Raw genomic sequence first — 15,420 nt, 5'->3', positions numbered from 1 at the left:
ATTTGAAGCACGGTCGGCAAAGGTGGAATTCGGTTTTGCCTGCGGTCGTGTTTTGATCCGACAGATGTGGCGGCCGCATCAACGCGGCCGCTTGCATGTTTGCAGTCCGGAGCTTATCTCGTGAGCTTCGGTGACACGCGCCGCCTGAGCTGCGGGCATCGAGCGTGACCAAGCGGAGAATCAGGCATGGCTTCGGCTGCTGAACAACTGGCCTCGAATCTGAATTTTTCGGCCTTCGCCAAAGCCGAGGATCTGAAGAAGCGCATCTGGTTCACCATCGGTGCGCTGCTCGTCTACCGCCTTGGCACCTATATTCCGCTGCCCGGCATCAATCCCGACGCTTTCGCCCAGGCCTTCTCGTCGCAGAGCAAGGGCGTGCTCGGCATGTTCAACATGTTCGCCGGCGGTGCCGTGCAGCGCATGGCGATCTTTGCCCTCGGCATCATGCCCTATATCTCGGCCTCCATCATCATGCAGCTGATGACCTCGGTCATTCCGTCGCTGGAAGCGCTGAAGAAGGAAGGCGAGCAGGGCCGCAAGATCATCAACCAGTACACGCGCTACGGCACCGTGCTTCTGGCGCTGGTTCAGGCGTACGGCATTTCGGTCGGGCTTGAGGGCGGCAACGGCATCGTCAACGATCCCGGCATGTTCTTCCGCATCTCTACCGTCGTCACGCTGGTCGGCGGCACCATGTTCCTGATGTGGCTTGGCGAGCAGATCACTGCTCGCGGCATCGGCAACGGCATTTCGCTGATCATCTTCTCCGGCATCGTCGCCGGCCTGCCGCGCGCCATCTCCGGCACGCTGGAGCTTGGCCGCACCGGCGCCTTGTCGACCGGCCTGATCCTGGCGATCATCGTGCTGGCCATCATCGTCATCGCGCTGATCGTCTTCTTCGAGCGCGCCCAGCGCCGCCTGCTGATCCAGTATCCCAAGCGCCAAGTCGGCAATCGCATGTTCCAGGGCGATACCTCGCATCTGCCGCTGAAGCTTAACACCTCCGGCGTCATTCCGCCGATCTTCGCCTCGTCGCTGCTGCTGCTTCCGGCAACGGTTGCCGGCTTCTCGCAGACCACCAATATGCCTGCATGGGCCAGCACCATCCTGGCGGCGCTCGGCCACGGCCAGCCGCTCTATATGGCCTTCTACGCGGCGATGATCGTGTTCTTCGCCTTCTTCTATACGGCGATCGTCTTCAATCCGAAGGACACCGCCGACCAGCTCAAGAAGCATTCGGGCTTCATCCCGGGCTATCGTCCGGGCGAGCGCACTGCGGACTATATTGACTATGTGCTCACCCGCATCACCGTCGTCGGCGCCATTTATCTGGTGCTGGTGTGTCTGCTGCCCGAGTTCCTGATTTCAGCGACTGGCGTACCGTTCTACCTTGGTGGCACTTCGCTCCTGATCGTGGTCAGTGTAACGCTCGATACGGTGGCGCAGATTCAGGGTCACCTGATCGCGCACCAGTATGAGGGCCTGATCAAGAAGTCGAAGCTGCGCGGGGGGAAAAAGGCCAGATGAGGTTGATATTGCTTGGACCGCCGGGGGCGGGCAAGGGGACACAAGCACTAAGACTGGTAGAACGACACGGCATCCCACAGCTTTCCACGGGGGACATGCTGCGTGCTGCTGTCCAGGCTGGCACCGAAGTCGGCAAGCGCGCCAAGGCGGTAATGGACGCTGGCGAACTGGTGTCCGACGCTATCGTCAACGCCATCGTGGCCGAGCGCATCGATCAAGCTGATTGCGCAAACGGCTTCATCCTTGACGGGTACCCGCGAACCCTGGTGCAAGCGGACGCCGTTGAGGAAATGCTGTCGGATCGCGGACTGGAGCTAGACGCGGTCATCGAATTTGTTGTCGACGACAAGGCGCTGGTTGGCCGAATCGTCAAGCGCGCCGAAGAAGCCAAGGCCGCAGGCCTGCCGGTGCGCAAGGACGACAGTCCAGCGGTGTTCGAAGAACGCTTGAGGGAATATTACAAGAAAACCTCGCCGCTGATCGGCTACTACTACGCCAAGGGCAAACTCAGGGGCGTCGATGGCATGGCCGACATCGATGCGGTGACGCAGCAGATCGAGGCGGTGCTCAGGGCGAGGACCCGGAAAGTCGGCCAGGCGGCCGGCTAGAGAATCGAACGATTGCGCTTGACTGGAGCGGTCCGCTGGGGTATGGCGGCCCGTCTTCCTATCAGGCATGAGGCTTGCTTGTCCGCAAGGGCAAGGCAGGCCGCTTTGAACTGGAAACTCCCGCAAGGGCCGGCCTCCACCGGACGCGGGGCAACTTGAAGCGCCGGCTCATCCGGCCTATATGGAGAAGAGAAGAACATGGCTCGTATAGCCGGCGTCAATATTCCGACCAACAAGCGCGTCGTCATCGCGCTTCAATACATTCACGGCATTGGCAAGAAGTTCGCCCAGGAGATCGTCGACAAGGTCGGCATCCCGGCCGAGCGCCGCGTCAACCAGCTGACCGACGCGGAAGTGCTGCAGATCCGCGAGACCATCGATCGTGATTACCAGGTCGAGGGCGACCTGCGCCGCGAAGTTTCGATGAATATCAAGCGGCTCATGGACCTCGGCTGCTACCGCGGCCTGCGTCACCGCCGCTCGCTGCCGGTTCGTGGTCAGCGCACGCATACCAATGCGCGCACCCGCAAGGGCCCGGCCAAGTCGATTGCCGGAAAGAAGAAGTAATTTGTGAATGGTCAAGGGTGAATAGTGAATGGTGACGAAGGCCAAGAGCCGACGTTGTGGCCATTCACCATTTTACCATTCACCATTCACCAGGTGGAGCCGCTGGCATTACGGCGGTGTAGAGATCAACTGAAAGGACCATCATGGCCAAGGAAGCCGCTCGTGTTCGCCGTCGCGAACGCAAGAACATCTCGTCGGGCGTTGCCCACGTCAATTCGACCTTCAACAACACGATGATCACCATCACCGACGCGCAGGGTAACTCGATTGCCTGGTCGTCGGCCGGAGCCCAGGGCTTCAAGGGATCGCGCAAATCGACCCCGTTCGCTGCCCAGATGGCCGCAGAAGATGTTGCCAAGAAGGCCCAGGAACACGGCATGCGCATGCTCGAGGTCGAGGTCTGTGGACCCGGCTCCGGTCGTGAATCGGCGCTGCGCGCGCTGCAGGCTGCCGGCTTCACCATCACCTCGATCCGTGATGTGACGCCGATCCCGCACAATGGCTGCCGCCCGCGCAAGAAGCGCCGCGTCTAATGCATGTCGCCCAAAAGTGTAAAGCGGTTTTGGGGCAGCGACATGCATAAAAGCAAAAACCTAAAGCGCGACGCGCTTTAGAATTTACCGAACGCCGCGCGAGCGCCTCAAGGGCGCTCCTCCACGGCATTCCAGGTCGCCCGCCACGATTGGATGGTGGCGGGACAACGGAAGGAAAGCACTATGATCCAGAAAAATTGGCAAGAACTGATCAAGCCGAACAAGATCGAGTTCTCGTCGAAGAAGAAGACGCTGACCACGCTGGTCGCCGAGCCGCTCGAGCGCGGCTTCGGCCTCACCCTCGGCAACGCGCTGCGCCGCGTGCTTCTGTCTTCGCTGCGTGGCGCGGCTGTAACCGCCGTGCAGATCGACGGCGTTCTGCATGAATTCTCGTCCATCGCCGGCGTCCGCGAGGACGTGACCGACATCGTTTTGAATATCAAGGAAATCGCCATCCGCATGGAAGGCGACGGCCCCAAGCGCATGGTCGTCCGCAAGCAGGGACCGGGCGCGGTTCTCGCCGGCGACATCCAGACGGTCGGCGACGTCGAGATCCTCAATCCCGACCACGTCATCTGCACGCTGGACGAAGGCGCTGAAATCCGCATGGAATTCACCGTCGATACCGGCAAGGGCTATGTGCCGGCCGACCGTAACCGCGCCGAGGACGCGCCGATCGGGCTGATCCCCGTCGACAGCCTGTATTCGCCGGTCAAGAAGGTCTCCTACAAGGTCGAGAACACCCGCGAGGGCCAGGTTCTCGACTATGACAAGCTGACCATGACCATCGAGACCGACGGTTCGATTTCGGGCGAGGACGCGGTGGCCTTCGCCGCTCGCATCCTGCAGGACCAGCTCGGCCTGTTCGTCAATTTCGACGAGCCGCAGAAGGAAGTCGCCGCCGAACAGGTTACCGAGCTTGCCTTCAACCCGGCGCTGCTCAAGAAGGTCGACGAGCTCGAGCTTTCGGTGCGTTCGGCCAACTGTCTGAAGAACGACAACATCGTCTATATCGGCGACCTGATTCAGAAGACCGAAGCCGAGATGCTGCGCACCCCGAACTTCGGCCGCAAGTCGCTGAACGAGATCAAGGAAGTCCTGGCGGCGATGGGCCTGCATCTCGGCATGGAAGTGCCGGACTGGCCGCCGGAAAACATCGAAGACCTCGCCAAGCGTTACGAAGATCAATATTGAGGCTTGAGAGAGCCTCTTGAACCCGCAATGAAGGAGAAGAGCCATGCGCCACGGATTTAAAGGCCGCCGGTTCGCCCGCAGCATAAGCCATCGCAAGTCGATGTTTGCCAACCTTGCCGTGTCGCTTATCGAGCACGAGCAGATTCTCACCACGCTGCCGAAGGCGAAGGATTTGCGTCCGATCGTCGAGAAGCTGGTGACGCTCGGCAAGCGCGGCGACCTGCACGCTCGCCGCCAGGTGATTGCCCAGATCGGCAATGAAGGCGTCGTCAAGCGCCTGTTCGATACCATCGCGCCGCGCTACGCCACCCGCAATGGCGGCTATCTGCGCATCATGAAGGCGGGCTTCCGCCACGGTGACAATGCCGCAATGGCCGTCATTGAATTCGTCGACCGCGACACCTCGGCCAAGGGCGCCGGCGACCGTGCCCGCATCGAGGCCGAAGGCACCGAAGAGGAAGCCGCAGCCGCATAAGGCTCGGTTTTTCTGAGAAGTTCAAAAGGGGCCTCCGGGCCCCTTTTTCTGTTTCCGAAGGTACCTGGCAGGGCTGGTAGGGGTTTTGTCACCGGTTTTTGCGGCGACTACCCAAAATAATCGGATTTCAGCGGCTTAGCCTTTCATTTTGCACAATCGTCAGGACAATGGCGCCCGACTTGGAGGATTCGGAATGCGCGTTAAACGGCTGTCCCTTGTTCTGATCTGCGCCTTGATGGCGCTGGCCGTCGTGCCGGCGGCCAGGCACGCGCTAGCGGAGGAGACCAAGCCAGATCCCGGTTTGTCCGACGTGCTGACGGATCTATTGCATGGCGTCGAAGGCGAAAACGCCACCTCCGGCCCCGACAAGCGCGTGCCGTTCGGCCGCGAGGAGGTGCAGCTGTCCTTCGCGCCGCTGGTCAAGCAGACGGCGCCGGCCGTGGTCAATGTCTACGCCTCGCAGACCGCCAAGGTGACGTCGCCCTTCGACGGCGATCCGTTCTTCGAGGAGTTCTTCGGCCGCTCGCAGCCGCGCGCGCAGTCCTCGCTCGGTTCGGGGGTGCTGGTCGATCCGACCGGCGTCGTGGTCACCAATTTCCACGTCGTCAAGGACGCTGACCAGGTCAAGGTCGCGACCGCCGATGGGCGCGAATTCGACAGCAAGGTACTGCTTAAGGACGAGACGCTCGATCTCGCCGTGCTCAAGATTTCTTCTGACAAGCCGTTCCCGGTGATCGCTATCGGCGATTCCGACGCGCTCGAGGTCGGCGATCTGGTGCTGGCGATCGGCAATCCGTTCGGTGTCGGCCAGACCACCACCAGCGGCATCATTTCGGCGGTGGCGCGCAGCCATATCGGCGTCTCCGATTCCAGCTTCTTCATCCAGACCGACGCCGCCATCAACCCCGGCAATTCCGGTGGCGCGCTGGTCAACATGGGAGGGCAGCTGATCGGCATCAACACGGCGATCTATAGCCGTAGCGGCGGCTCGATCGGCATCGGCTTTGCCATCCCTTCGAACATGGTTCGCGCCTTCGCCGACGCGGCCAAGGCCGGGCTCGACTTCTTCGAGCGGCCGTATGCCGGTGCCGAGTTCGAGGCGGTGACGCCGCAGATTGCCGAATCGCTTGGCATCGACAAACCGACCGGCGCGCTGGTTTCTTCGGTCGAAGAGGCAGGACCCGCCGCCAAGGCAGGGCTCAAGCCGGGCGACGTAGTGCTGTCGCTCAATGGCAAGCCGGTCGAGAGCGTCGGGGCGCTGGACTACCGGATGGCGACGCTGTCGATTGGTACGAATGCCAGCTTCGGCGTTCTGAGCAAGGGTCAGCAGGCGACGATGGACATCGCGCTGGAACGGCCGCCTGAGGGCGCCAAAGCTGCGGAACTCACATTGCGCGGCCGCAGCCCGTTTTCCGGTGCCAAGGTTGCTGAACTGTCGCCACGGCTTGCCCAACGGCTCGGTCTGCGCTCCGATGTCAAAGGCGTCACCGTGGTCGACATCAACCGCGATTCGCCTGCTGCCGATTTTGGCTTCCAGCCAGGCGACATCGTGCGTGAGGTCAATGGCCTGACGATCGACAAGGCGGCGACCTTGGAACAGGTAGCCCAGCAGGATACGCGCTGGTGGCGCTTTACCGTCGAGCGCGGCGGGCAGATACTGCGCCAGGTGTTGCGTTACTGAGCCCGAACGTCAGCATGATCGGGCTCCAGGCAGAAGAAGTTGCATGGCCGATCTGTTCAGTGTCGATGAACCGGAAAAGACGCCGCCCGGCAGGCCGCTGGCGGACCGTCTGCGCCCGAAGAACCTCGGCGAGGTCGTCGGCCAGGAGCATCTGACCGGATCCGACGGCGCGCTGACGCGGCTGATCGGCTCCGGCTCGCTCGGCTCGATGATCTTCTGGGGCCCGCCCGGCACCGGCAAGACCACGGTCGCACGGCTGCTTGCCGGCGAGACAAGCCTCGCCTTCGAACAGATCTCGGCCGTGTTTTCCGGCGTTGCCGACCTGAAGAAAGTGTTCGAGGCAGCGAAGCTGCGCCGCTCGAACGGCCGCCAGACGCTGCTGTTCGTCGACGAGATCCATCGCTTCAACCGCGCCCAGCAGGACAGTTTTCTGCCCGTGATGGAAGACGGCACCGTCGTGCTGGTCGGCGCCACCACGGAGAATCCATCCTTCGAGCTTAACGCCGCGCTTTTGTCGCGCGCGCGTGTGCTGGTCTTTCACTCACTCGGCGAGGACAGTATCGCCAAGCTGCTGGCGCGGGCCGAAGAGGCAGAGGGCAGGGCGCTGCCGCTCGATGAAGACGCGCGGGCGATGCTCATCCGCATGAGCGACGGCGACGGCCGCGCGGCGCTGACGCTCGCCGAAGAGGTCTGGCGCGCAGCGAAATCAAAGGAGGTGTTCGGCGCCGAAGCTCTGCAGCGCATCGTCCAGCGCCGCGCGCCGATCTACGACAAGGGACAGGACGGCCACTACAATTTGATCTCCGCCTTGCACAAATCGGTGCGCGGCTCCGACCCCGACGCGGCACTCTACTATCTCGCCCGCATGTTCGACGCCGGCGAAGATCCGCTTTATCTCGGGCGCCGGTTGGTGCGCATGGCGATGGAGGATATCGGGCTGGCCGACCCGCAGGCGCTCGTCGTCGCTAACGCCGCCAAGGACGCCTATGACTATCTGGGCTCGCCCGAGGGCGAACTGGCCTTCGCCGAGGCGACCGTCTATCTCGCCACCGCGCCGAAATCCAATGCAGTCTATACCGCGTTCAAGGCCGCCACACAGGCGGCGAAGGAATTCGGTTCGCTGCTGCCGCCCAAGCACATTCTCAATGCTCCGACCAAGCTGATGAAACAGGAAGATTACGGCGCCGGCTATCGCTACGACCACGACGAGCCCGACGCTTTTTCCGGCCAGGACTATTTTCCGGAGAAGATGGGAAGGCAGACATTCTACGACCCGCCCGAGCGCGGCTTCGAGCGCGATATCAGGAAGCGGCTGGATTATTGGGCGAAGCTGCGCAGCGAGCGGGAAAAGTAGCTGCCAGTCGCACACTGGTGTGATCGCCGTTGTCTGGCGGGATAAAAAACCCTATCAAGATGCGCCTTCGGCCGGCGGACAGGCCAGAAACGTACCGACGATATTCAGAACGGAATCGCGCCTGGCGCGTGGAAAAATGACAAAAAGAACTCGCAAGACCCTCCGGAAGTTCGCCATAGCGATCCCGTTGCTGGCGCTCGGCTTCTATTTCATTCCCATCCTGACGACAATTTTCATTGTCCTCGGCCTGATCGACGTGTTGCGCAACGACAACAAGAACTGGGCCCTGTTCAGTGGTTATTTCCTCGGCAACGGCATCTTCACCTGGCTGCTTTCGCCCTTCAATCTGCTGGTCGATCTGCTGTGCTACAGAAACCGCGGTGTCTGGAAACTGGACCAGTTTCCTCCGGACTATCAGCGTGAGGTCAACGAGGTTCTGGACGTCTTCAAAGCGCGCAAGGACGAGATCATCGCCGATATCGACGCCAATTTCGGCAGCGGCCGGCGCGGCATGTATGTCTACCAGTGGTATGGCAAGCACAAAATCGACAACGTTGCCGAATTCAACAAGGATTTCAAATACATCAAGACCATCGCCGTGTCGGTGTTTAGGGGCAGGGAATCGACCTCCTGGCATTTCGGACCGCTGCGGCTCAGCCTGCGCATTCTCTACAATCTTCTCCCGGTGAAGGCCGAGGTTTTCGTCGAGTGCAACAACGCCAGGAACTACTGGCACGACAATCCGCTCTATATTTTCGACGACACGCTGCTGCACCGATCGGTCAACGAATATGATGGGCGCCGCTACTGCGTGTTCATGGACATCATCCGGCCATCGCCATTTCCCGGCATGATTGCCGCTCTTCTCGCCATCGTTTCGGTCAGCGTCGAGCGCATCAATGCCATGTTCTACAAGAACTGGAAGATGATCGGCTCCAGCAAGCCGAAGAAGGCCGGAGCCGCCTGACACCATGGTGTGACCGGCGCGAGGGAGCACGATGTATCATCTGTTGCTTGTCTGCCTTGGTGGCGCGATCGGTGCAATGGCCCGCTTCTTCCTGTCCGGCTTCGTCGCCCGCCGGGTCGGCGAGACCTTTCCCTGGGGCACTATGGCCGTCAATGTCTCGGGAGCGTTTGCAATCGGCGTCGTTGCGCATGCGATGGCGCGCGACGGCATGCCCGCCATCTGGGCCTTTACCGTTACCGGCGGCCTCGGCTGCTATACCACGGTTTCTTCCTTCAGCCTGCAGACGCTGGCGCTGGCGCGCGAGGGCGAATGGCGGCGCGCCGGCGGAAATGTGCTGCTTTCGGTTTTTCTGAGCCTCGGCGGCGTGACGCTGGGCTTTGCCGCCGGAAGTCTTCTGATTGGCAGCGGGGCGCGGTGAGCGGCCCGCGGAAGCTCCGCCACGACGGGACGGACGCTGCCGCGGCAGGGCAGGCGGCGCGCCTCATTGGCCGTCGCAGAACCAACGAAACGGTTCGGCTCTATGCGACCGTGGCCGCAGGCAGCATGATCGGCGGTGTGTTGCGGGCGCTTGCCTCATCGACGAGCACTGCCCTGTGGGGCGCTGGATTTCCCTTCGGCACGCTCCTCGTCAATATTGTTGGCTCGTTCCTCATCGGCTTCTACGCGACATTGACGGGACCGGATGGTCGCGTCTTCGCCGGTCCGCTGCAACGTCAATTCTTCATGGCCGGCTTCTGCGGCGGCCTGACGACCTTCTCCGCTTTCAGCCTTGAAACACTCATCCTCGCGCAAGGGGGGAGGTTTGTGGCGGCGGGACTCAATATCGCGATCTCCGTGGTGGCCTGGCTTGCCGCCGTCTGGCTTGGCCACATCTTTGCAGTTCGGCTCAACCGGCTGAGAGGGTCCAGGCAATGAAGATACCAACACAGGCACAATTGCTGCGCATCTTTATCGGCGAAAACGACAGGGCAGATGGCCGTCCGCTGTATGAGGTTATTGTGCTGAGGGCCCGCGAAATGCAGATAGCCGGCGCGACCGTCCTGCGCGGCGCGATGGGGTTCGGCCATTCCAGCCGGCTTCACACCACGAAGATCCTCCGCCTATCGGAGGATCTGCCACTCGTCATCGAGATCGTCGATGACGAGGAAAAATTGGCCGCTTTCCTGCCCGTGCTTGAAACAATCATGACAAGTGGTTTGATTACGCTGGAGAAAGTTCAGGTTCTGCAATATGGAACCGACAACGAATAAGCGAGTGAGATTGCGGGTACCGGCGAATGCCGTTGCATGCCTGCAAAACGGCGATTGGAATCATGGCAGGCGTTGAACAGATCACAGTGGACGCCGGCGAGGCGGGCATGCGGCTCGATCGCTGGTTCAAGAGCCATTTCCCCGGTCTCGGTTTCGGTCATCTGCAGAAGCTGCTGCGTTCCGGCCAGATCCGCGTCGACGGCGGCAGGGTGAAGGCCGATACCCGCGTCGAAGCCGGCCAGACGGTGCGTGTGCCGCCTCTCGAAGTGGACAAGAAAGGCGAAAGCCCGCTCACCGGTCATTCGATCCGCAACCAGGGCGACGCCGACGTTTTGGCAAAGATGCTGATCCATGAGGACCCGAAGGTCTTCGTCTTCAACAAGCCGGCCGGCCTGGCAGTGCAGGGCGGCTCGGGCGTCACCCGCAATGTCGACGACATGCTGGAAGCCTGGCGCAACCAGAAGGGCGAGAAGCCGCGCCTGGTGCACCGGCTCGACCGCGATACGTCGGGTGTGCTGGTTGTCGCCCGTACAAGGCTCGCCGCCATGAAGCTCGCCGAAGCGTTCCGGGCGCGTGAGACGAAGAAAACCTACTGGGCGCTGGTCAAGGGCGTGCCGCCGAAGCGCGAGGACAAGATCTCGACCTGGTTGATCAAGGAACCGACGCCCGACGGCGATCGTGTGCGCATAGCCAAGCACGGCGAAAAGGGCGCCGATCACGCCGTGTCCTATTACCGCATAGTCGAGCAGGCGGCGCAGACGCTGTCCTGGCTGGAAATGGAACCCTACACCGGGCGCACCCACCAGCTTCGCGTCCATGCCGCCCATATCGGTTGCCCGATCATCGGCGACCCCAAATATTTCGAGGCCGACACCAATTGGGATTTTCCAGGCGGCATGCAGAACCGGCTGCATCTGCACGCGCGCCGCATCGTTATCCCGCATCCCGACAAGGGCTTTGTCGACGTCACCGCACCGATGCCGCCGCATATGCGCCAGAGCTGGAACCTGCTCGGTTTCGACGAGCAGAGTGCCGAGGACTAGCGCTGGTGGGCGTCGCCACAGAAACCCTCGACCGCCGTGACGCGGTCGATCTGGCGGCAGCCGCCATCATGGTTGGGCTGACTTTTTCCTGGGGGCTGAACTACGTCGCCGCCAAGATCTCCTATGCCGGCTACGATCCCGTTTTCCTGTCGATCGCCCGCTCGGTGATCGGCGGCTTGTGTGTTTTCGGCTGGTGCCGCTGGCGCGGCATTGCGCTGTTCACGCCCGACAAGACCCTCGTCGCCGGCATTCTGGCAGGCGCGCTTTTCGGTCTCGAGTTCCTGTTTCTCTATGTCGGGCTCGAGCATACCACTGTCGTGCGCAACACTTTGCTGGTCAACACCATGCCGTTCTGGATGTTGGTCGGCGGTCATTTCCTGCTGGGCGAAAGCATCACGGCACGCAAGCTCGTTGGTCTTCTGCTCGCTTTCGCTGGATTGATCGCGGTGTTTTCCGATAAACTGAGCGCCAATGGCGGCGCAACATTGGGTGGCGATTTGCTCAGTCTCGGTGCCGGCATTCTGTGGGCCGTGACCAATATCGTCATCAAGCGGTCGAAGCTGGTGACGGCCAGCGCCGAAAAGCTGCTGCTCTATCAGCTGGCCGGAGCCGCTGTCGTCGGCATTTTGGTGATGCCCTTTGCCGGGCCGCCCGTCCGCAGCTTTACTCTTCTGCCGACCTTGGCTCTGCTGTTCCAGGCCGTCTATGTCGTCGCCTTCACCTATGTGCTGTGGTTCTGGCTTCTGCGGCGCTACCCTGCATCTGGACTGTCGAGCTTCACTTTCCTGTCGCCGGTATTTGGTGTGCTGTGCGGCGCCGTGTTCTTGAACGAGCCGCTGACCGTTCGTATCTTCCTGGCACTCGCCCTGATCGCCGCCGGACTCATCATCGTCAACCGGCCGGCCCGAAAACAAAGTCCCGGATGAGCATGCGCGATATATTGAACGACCTCGAAGCTGGAAAGCTGCTCTCTGATCCGGACCCGGTGCGTCGCGCCCAGATCCAGATGAAGACGCCGCTGCCGAAGCGCTTCTACAAGACCGTCGCGGTAGCACCGGTCGAAGACGGTTTTGCCGTCCATCTCGATGGCAAGCCCGTCCGCACGCCGGCCAAGGCGCTGCTGGAGCTGCCGACCGAAAAGGCGGCTGCTCTCGTCGCCGAGGAATTCGCCGCACAGGAGGAGACCATCAACCCGGTGACGATGCCGGTGATGCGTCTGGTCAATACGGCAATCGATGGCGTCGCCAGTGATCCCCAGGCCGTGCTGGAGGACATCCTGCGCTTTGCCTCGTCCGATCTGCTCTGCTACCGCGCCGATGCGCCCAAAGGACTCGTCGACCGGCAGAACGAGCATTGGGATCCGGTCATCGACTGGGTGCGCAGCGCGCTCGGCGCCCGGTTCCATCTTGCCGAAGGCGTGATCCATGTCGAACAGCCGCGCGAGAGTATCGCGCTGCTTGGCCAGCATCTTGCCCAACGTGCCGATCCGCTGCGCCTTGCCGCCATCCACGTCATGACGTCGCTGACCGGATCGGCGCTGCTGGCGCTGGCCGTCGACTTCGGCGAGCTCGACGGCGAGGCGGCCTGGGCTGCCGGTCATGTCGACGAGGACTGGCAGGCCGAGCAATGGGGCCATGATGCCGAGGCCGTCGCGCACCGCGCGGCCCGCAAGCGCGACATGATGGCGGCAGTCACGCTGCTCGAAGCTCTCAAAGGCTGACCGCACCGTCGTTTCTATTTCGCACTGCACATTAGACCAAAGTCATAATCCCAAAGACGGTCTGCCTCTGGACGGCGCTTTCTGTCATTTTTTGTACTGGTGGCTGCACTGAGTCTGCGTTCCGAGGAAACGCGGACGATGACGCGCAGCATCGAGGACTGACGGAATCACACGGGAGGATACGCTCATGGCAATGGCATCGACCGCCGGCAAAACAAGCCGCGGCATGACGCGCGAGGAGAAGAAGGTCATCTTCGCTTCCTCGCTCGGCACCGTTTTCGAATGGTACGATTTTTATCTCTACGGCTCGCTGGCAGTGTTCATTGGTTCGACTTTTTTCAGTCCAACCATTCCGGAAGCGACGCGCAATATTTTCGCGCTGCTGGCGTTTGCCGCTGGCTTCCTCGTGCGCCCGTTCGGCGCATTGCTGTTCGGCCGCATCGGCGACCTTGTCGGCCGTAAATACACTTTCCTTGTCACCATGACGATCATGGGCCTGTCGACCTTCCTGGTCGGCTTGCTGCCTGGCTATGCGACTTTGGGCATCGCCGCTCCCGTGATCCTGATCATCTTGCGCATGTTGCAAGGCCTGGCGCTCGGTGGCGAGTATGGCGGTGCCGCCACCTATGTCGCCGAGCATGCACCCGACGATCGCCGCGGCTACTACACGTCGTGGATACAGACGACGGCAACGCTCGGCCTGTTCCTGTCGCTGATCGTCATCCTGATCGTCCAGGGGTCGATGACCAAGGAAACCTACGCCGCCTGGGGCTGGCGCATTCCGTTCATCGTTTCCTTCCTCCTCCTCGGCATTTCGATCTGGATCCGGCTGTCGCTTTCTGAATCGCCGACCTTCCAGCGCATGAAGGACGAAGGCAAAGGCTCCAAGGCGCCGCTGTCAGAAGCCTTCGGTCAGTGGAAGAACGCCAAGATCGCGCTGCTGGCGCTGCTCGGCCTCACAGCCGGTCAGGCCGTAGTTTGGTACAATGGCCAGTTCTACGCGCTGTTCTTCTTGCAGAACGTGCTCAAGGTCGATCCGCAATCGGTCAACATCATGATCGCGATTGCTCTGGCTGTTGGCTCGATCTTCTTCGTCGTGTTCGGCTGGCTCTCCGACAAGATCGGCCGCAAGCCGATTATCATGGCCGGCCTTGCACTGGCGATCGTCTGCACCTTCCCGTTGTTCAAGGCGCTGACCTGGGCAGCCAACCCGGCGCTCGCCACAGCGCAGCAGAACACCCGTGCGACGGTGACCGCGGCACCGGGAGACTGCAAGTTCCAGTTCAACCCGGTGGGCACGGCGAAGTTCACCACGTCCTGCGATATCGCCACCTCGTTTCTGACCAAGAACTCGGTGCCTTATGACGTAGTGGCCACGGCAGCGCCCGGCACTGCTGCGTCGGTCAAAATCGGCAACGAGACGGTTGAGTCGTATGACGCCACCGCAGCCGGCGATCAAGCCAAGGCCAAGGACGCTGCTTTCGCCAAGGCGGTAAACACGGCGCTTCAGGACGGCGGCTATCCGCTGAAACGGGCAGCGGCGAAGGTGCCGAATCAGAAGCTCGAAGCCTTCATCGCGGCCAATCCCGAACTGAAGCTCGATGCGGCCGCGATCCGCGCCGGCGAGAAGGCCATGGTTCCGACCGACCAGGCGATCAAGGACAAGCTGCTGACTGCCGATGAGGCTGCGGGAGCTCCCGAGGTCACCGTCTACACCGTACCAGGCGGCGGTCCCTTTGCCATGTTCGCCGACCCGGCGGCGGTCAACTGGCCGATGACGATCGGCATCCTGCTCATCCTCGTGATCTTCGTCACGATGGTCTACGGGCCTATTGCCGCGATCCTGGTCGAGATGTTCCCGACCCGCATCCGCTACACCGGCATGTCGCTGCCCTACCATATCGGCAATGGCTGGTTCGGCGGGCTGCTGCCGGCGACGGTGTTCGCGCTCAGCGCCTACAAGGGCGATATCTACTACGGACTCTGGTACCCAGTGGTGATCGCGGCGATGTCGCTGATCATCGGCATGATCTTTGTCAGGGATACGCTCGGAACGGACCTGCACACCAAACAGTAGCCGGCCTGTCCGGTTCAAAGCAAAGCCCGGCGCGAGTGATCGCGCCGGGCTTTTCCAATCTATCGAGTGCATGGAGGGGAAGGGCTTAGCTCTTCCGATCCTGGCTCGCTTCCTCGATCGCTGCTTCATGATACCAGGCACTTCCGAAATCCGTTCGGTTGCGCAACGAAGCAAGTTCTGCCGCGAACTTAGCCTTTCCGCTTAAATTTGAGGCAGAAGCGCGCGCTGCCACCGGGAACACCAGGATTTTGGCCGACTGACGAGTGGAAGTGATTTCCATTGTCGGTTTCCTTTCTTCGACAGAACCTTGCCGATTCAACCTTTCCCCAACATAGGTTCAGCAACCAAAATAGGCAACATGATTACGAAAAGATCAGTACTTGCACATTATTTGTGCAAAATGTGCTTGTGGATGATCCGAACG

At 61.4% G+C, this 15,420-nt stretch carries 17 protein-coding genes; 16 read left to right on the top strand and 1 reads right to left on the bottom strand.

Annotated features, from left to right (window positions below; all coding sequences use genetic code 11):
- Positions 1-186 precede the first annotated feature (186 nt).
- The 16 genes from secY (at position 187) to NKI97_RS06695 (ending at position 14,996) form a co-directional block, all read left to right on the top strand.
- Positions 187-1,527: a preprotein translocase subunit SecY gene (secY, locus tag NKI97_RS06770; RefSeq protein ID WP_023675130.1), complete on the top strand. Its 1,341-nt coding sequence runs from the start codon at positions 187-189 to the stop codon at positions 1,525-1,527.
- The gene (locus tag NKI97_RS06765) at positions 1,524-2,135 is read left to right on the top strand and encodes an adenylate kinase (protein WP_352451044.1); all 612 of its coding nucleotides are present in this window, start codon (positions 1,524-1,526) and stop codon (positions 2,133-2,135) included. Before secY ends, NKI97_RS06765 begins: the two co-directional genes overlap by 4 nt.
- Before the next feature lie 198 nt (positions 2,136-2,333).
- Positions 2,334-2,702 carry a 30S ribosomal protein S13 gene (rpsM, locus tag NKI97_RS06760; RefSeq protein ID WP_006205445.1) on the top strand — a complete coding sequence of 123 codons (369 nt, stop codon included), beginning with the start codon at positions 2,334-2,336 and terminating at the stop codon, positions 2,700-2,702.
- A gap of 143 nt (positions 2,703-2,845) precedes the next feature.
- The gene (gene rpsK, locus NKI97_RS06755; protein WP_006205444.1) at positions 2,846-3,235 is read left to right on the top strand and encodes a 30S ribosomal protein S11; all 390 of its coding nucleotides are present in this window, start codon (positions 2,846-2,848) and stop codon (positions 3,233-3,235) included.
- Positions 3,236-3,418: 183 nt separating this feature from the next.
- The gene (locus tag NKI97_RS06750) at positions 3,419-4,429 is read left to right on the top strand and encodes a DNA-directed RNA polymerase subunit alpha (RefSeq protein ID WP_023675128.1); all 1,011 of its coding nucleotides are present in this window, start codon (positions 3,419-3,421) and stop codon (positions 4,427-4,429) included.
- A 43-nt stretch (positions 4,430-4,472) separates the two neighbouring features.
- A complete protein-coding gene (gene rplQ, locus NKI97_RS06745) occupies positions 4,473-4,904 on the top strand; it encodes a 50S ribosomal protein L17 (protein ID WP_023675127.1) in 432 nt (143 codons plus the stop codon).
- Positions 4,905-5,097: 193 nt separating this feature from the next.
- Complete coding sequence (locus NKI97_RS06740) at positions 5,098-6,585, top strand: DegQ family serine endoprotease (RefSeq protein ID WP_352451043.1); 1,488 nt, start codon at positions 5,098-5,100, stop codon at positions 6,583-6,585.
- A gap of 43 nt (positions 6,586-6,628) precedes the next feature.
- The gene (locus NKI97_RS06735; RefSeq protein ID WP_352451042.1) at positions 6,629-7,939 is read left to right on the top strand and encodes a replication-associated recombination protein A; all 1,311 of its coding nucleotides are present in this window, start codon (positions 6,629-6,631) and stop codon (positions 7,937-7,939) included.
- A 136-nt stretch (positions 7,940-8,075) separates the two neighbouring features.
- Positions 8,076-8,906, top strand: a complete 831-nt coding sequence (locus NKI97_RS06730) for an aspartyl/asparaginyl beta-hydroxylase domain-containing protein (protein ID WP_352451041.1) — start codon at positions 8,076-8,078, stop codon at positions 8,904-8,906.
- 31 nt (positions 8,907-8,937) lie between these two features.
- Positions 8,938-9,324: a fluoride efflux transporter CrcB gene (crcB, locus tag NKI97_RS06725; protein WP_352833197.1), complete on the top strand. Its 387-nt coding sequence runs from the start codon at positions 8,938-8,940 to the stop codon at positions 9,322-9,324.
- 125 nt (positions 9,325-9,449) lie between these two features.
- Entirely contained in the window at positions 9,450-9,821 is a 372-nt protein-coding gene (locus tag NKI97_RS06720) for a CrcB family protein (RefSeq protein ID WP_352451039.1), read from the top strand.
- A complete protein-coding gene (locus tag NKI97_RS06715; protein ID WP_352451038.1) occupies positions 9,818-10,156 on the top strand; it encodes a DUF190 domain-containing protein in 339 nt (112 codons plus the stop codon). The genes NKI97_RS06720 and NKI97_RS06715 overlap by 4 nt, the downstream gene beginning before the upstream one ends.
- Positions 10,157-10,218: 62 nt before the next feature.
- Entirely contained in the window at positions 10,219-11,199 is a 981-nt protein-coding gene (locus NKI97_RS06710) for an RluA family pseudouridine synthase (RefSeq protein ID WP_352451037.1), read from the top strand.
- Between the two features lie 68 nt (positions 11,200-11,267).
- Positions 11,268-12,125 carry a DMT family transporter gene (locus tag NKI97_RS06705; RefSeq protein ID WP_502901504.1) on the top strand — a complete coding sequence of 286 codons (858 nt, stop codon included), beginning with the start codon at positions 11,268-11,270 and terminating at the stop codon, positions 12,123-12,125.
- A gap of 2 nt (positions 12,126-12,127) precedes the next feature.
- Positions 12,128-12,919 (top strand): ATP12 family chaperone protein, encoded by a 792-nt coding sequence (locus tag NKI97_RS06700; protein ID WP_352451034.1) that lies wholly within the window; start codon positions 12,128-12,130, stop codon positions 12,917-12,919.
- A 187-nt stretch (positions 12,920-13,106) separates the two neighbouring features.
- Positions 13,107-14,996, top strand: coding sequence for an MFS transporter (locus NKI97_RS06695; protein ID WP_352748805.1), 1,890 nt, complete (start codon positions 13,107-13,109; stop codon positions 14,994-14,996).
- 85 nt (positions 14,997-15,081) lie between these two features.
- On the opposite strand, the gene NKI97_RS06690 is transcribed toward NKI97_RS06695, so the two are convergent.
- Positions 15,082-15,276: a DUF2735 domain-containing protein gene (locus tag NKI97_RS06690; RefSeq protein WP_352772917.1), complete on the bottom strand. Its 195-nt coding sequence runs from the start codon at positions 15,274-15,276 to the stop codon at positions 15,082-15,084.
- Between the last annotated feature and the right edge of the window lie 144 nt (positions 15,277-15,420).

This window comes from Mesorhizobium sp. M0296 (assembly GCF_040321675.1).
Taxonomy (GTDB): domain Bacteria; phylum Pseudomonadota; class Alphaproteobacteria; order Rhizobiales; family Rhizobiaceae; genus Mesorhizobium.
This window is presented reverse-complemented; position numbering and strand designations above follow the sequence as displayed.

Bases quoted from the DNA above. Each gene is read 5' to 3' on its own strand.
- NKI97_RS06705 (WP_502901504.1), top strand. From the start codon at position 11,268: ATGGTTGGGCTGACTTTTTCCTGGGGGCTGAACTACGTCGCCGCCAAG.
- NKI97_RS06690 (WP_352772917.1), bottom strand. From the start codon at position 15,276: ATGGAAATCACTTCCACTCGTCAGTCGGCCAAAATCCTGGTGTTCCCG.
- rplQ (WP_023675127.1), top strand. From the start codon at position 4,473: ATGCGCCACGGATTTAAAGGCCGCCGGTTCGCCCGCAGCATAAGCCAT.
- NKI97_RS06735 (WP_352451042.1), top strand. From the start codon at position 6,629: ATGGCCGATCTGTTCAGTGTCGATGAACCGGAAAAGACGCCGCCCGGC.
- secY (WP_023675130.1), top strand. From the start codon at position 187: ATGGCTTCGGCTGCTGAACAACTGGCCTCGAATCTGAATTTTTCGGCC.
- NKI97_RS06765 (WP_352451044.1), top strand. From the start codon at position 1,524: ATGAGGTTGATATTGCTTGGACCGCCGGGGGCGGGCAAGGGGACACAA.
- rpsM (WP_006205445.1), top strand. From the start codon at position 2,334: ATGGCTCGTATAGCCGGCGTCAATATTCCGACCAACAAGCGCGTCGTC.
- NKI97_RS06750 (WP_023675128.1), top strand. From the start codon at position 3,419: ATGATCCAGAAAAATTGGCAAGAACTGATCAAGCCGAACAAGATCGAG.
- NKI97_RS06720 (WP_352451039.1), top strand. From the start codon at position 9,450: ATGATCGGCGGTGTGTTGCGGGCGCTTGCCTCATCGACGAGCACTGCC.
- rpsK (WP_006205444.1), top strand. From the start codon at position 2,846: ATGGCCAAGGAAGCCGCTCGTGTTCGCCGTCGCGAACGCAAGAACATC.
- NKI97_RS06695 (WP_352748805.1), top strand. From the start codon at position 13,107: ATGGCAATGGCATCGACCGCCGGCAAAACAAGCCGCGGCATGACGCGC.
- NKI97_RS06740 (WP_352451043.1), top strand. From the start codon at position 5,098: ATGCGCGTTAAACGGCTGTCCCTTGTTCTGATCTGCGCCTTGATGGCG.
- crcB (WP_352833197.1), top strand. From the start codon at position 8,938: ATGTATCATCTGTTGCTTGTCTGCCTTGGTGGCGCGATCGGTGCAATG.
- NKI97_RS06715 (WP_352451038.1), top strand. From the start codon at position 9,818: ATGAAGATACCAACACAGGCACAATTGCTGCGCATCTTTATCGGCGAA.
- NKI97_RS06730 (WP_352451041.1), top strand. From the start codon at position 8,076: ATGACAAAAAGAACTCGCAAGACCCTCCGGAAGTTCGCCATAGCGATC.
- NKI97_RS06710 (WP_352451037.1), top strand. From the start codon at position 10,219: ATGGCAGGCGTTGAACAGATCACAGTGGACGCCGGCGAGGCGGGCATG.
- NKI97_RS06700 (WP_352451034.1), top strand. From the start codon at position 12,128: ATGCGCGATATATTGAACGACCTCGAAGCTGGAAAGCTGCTCTCTGAT.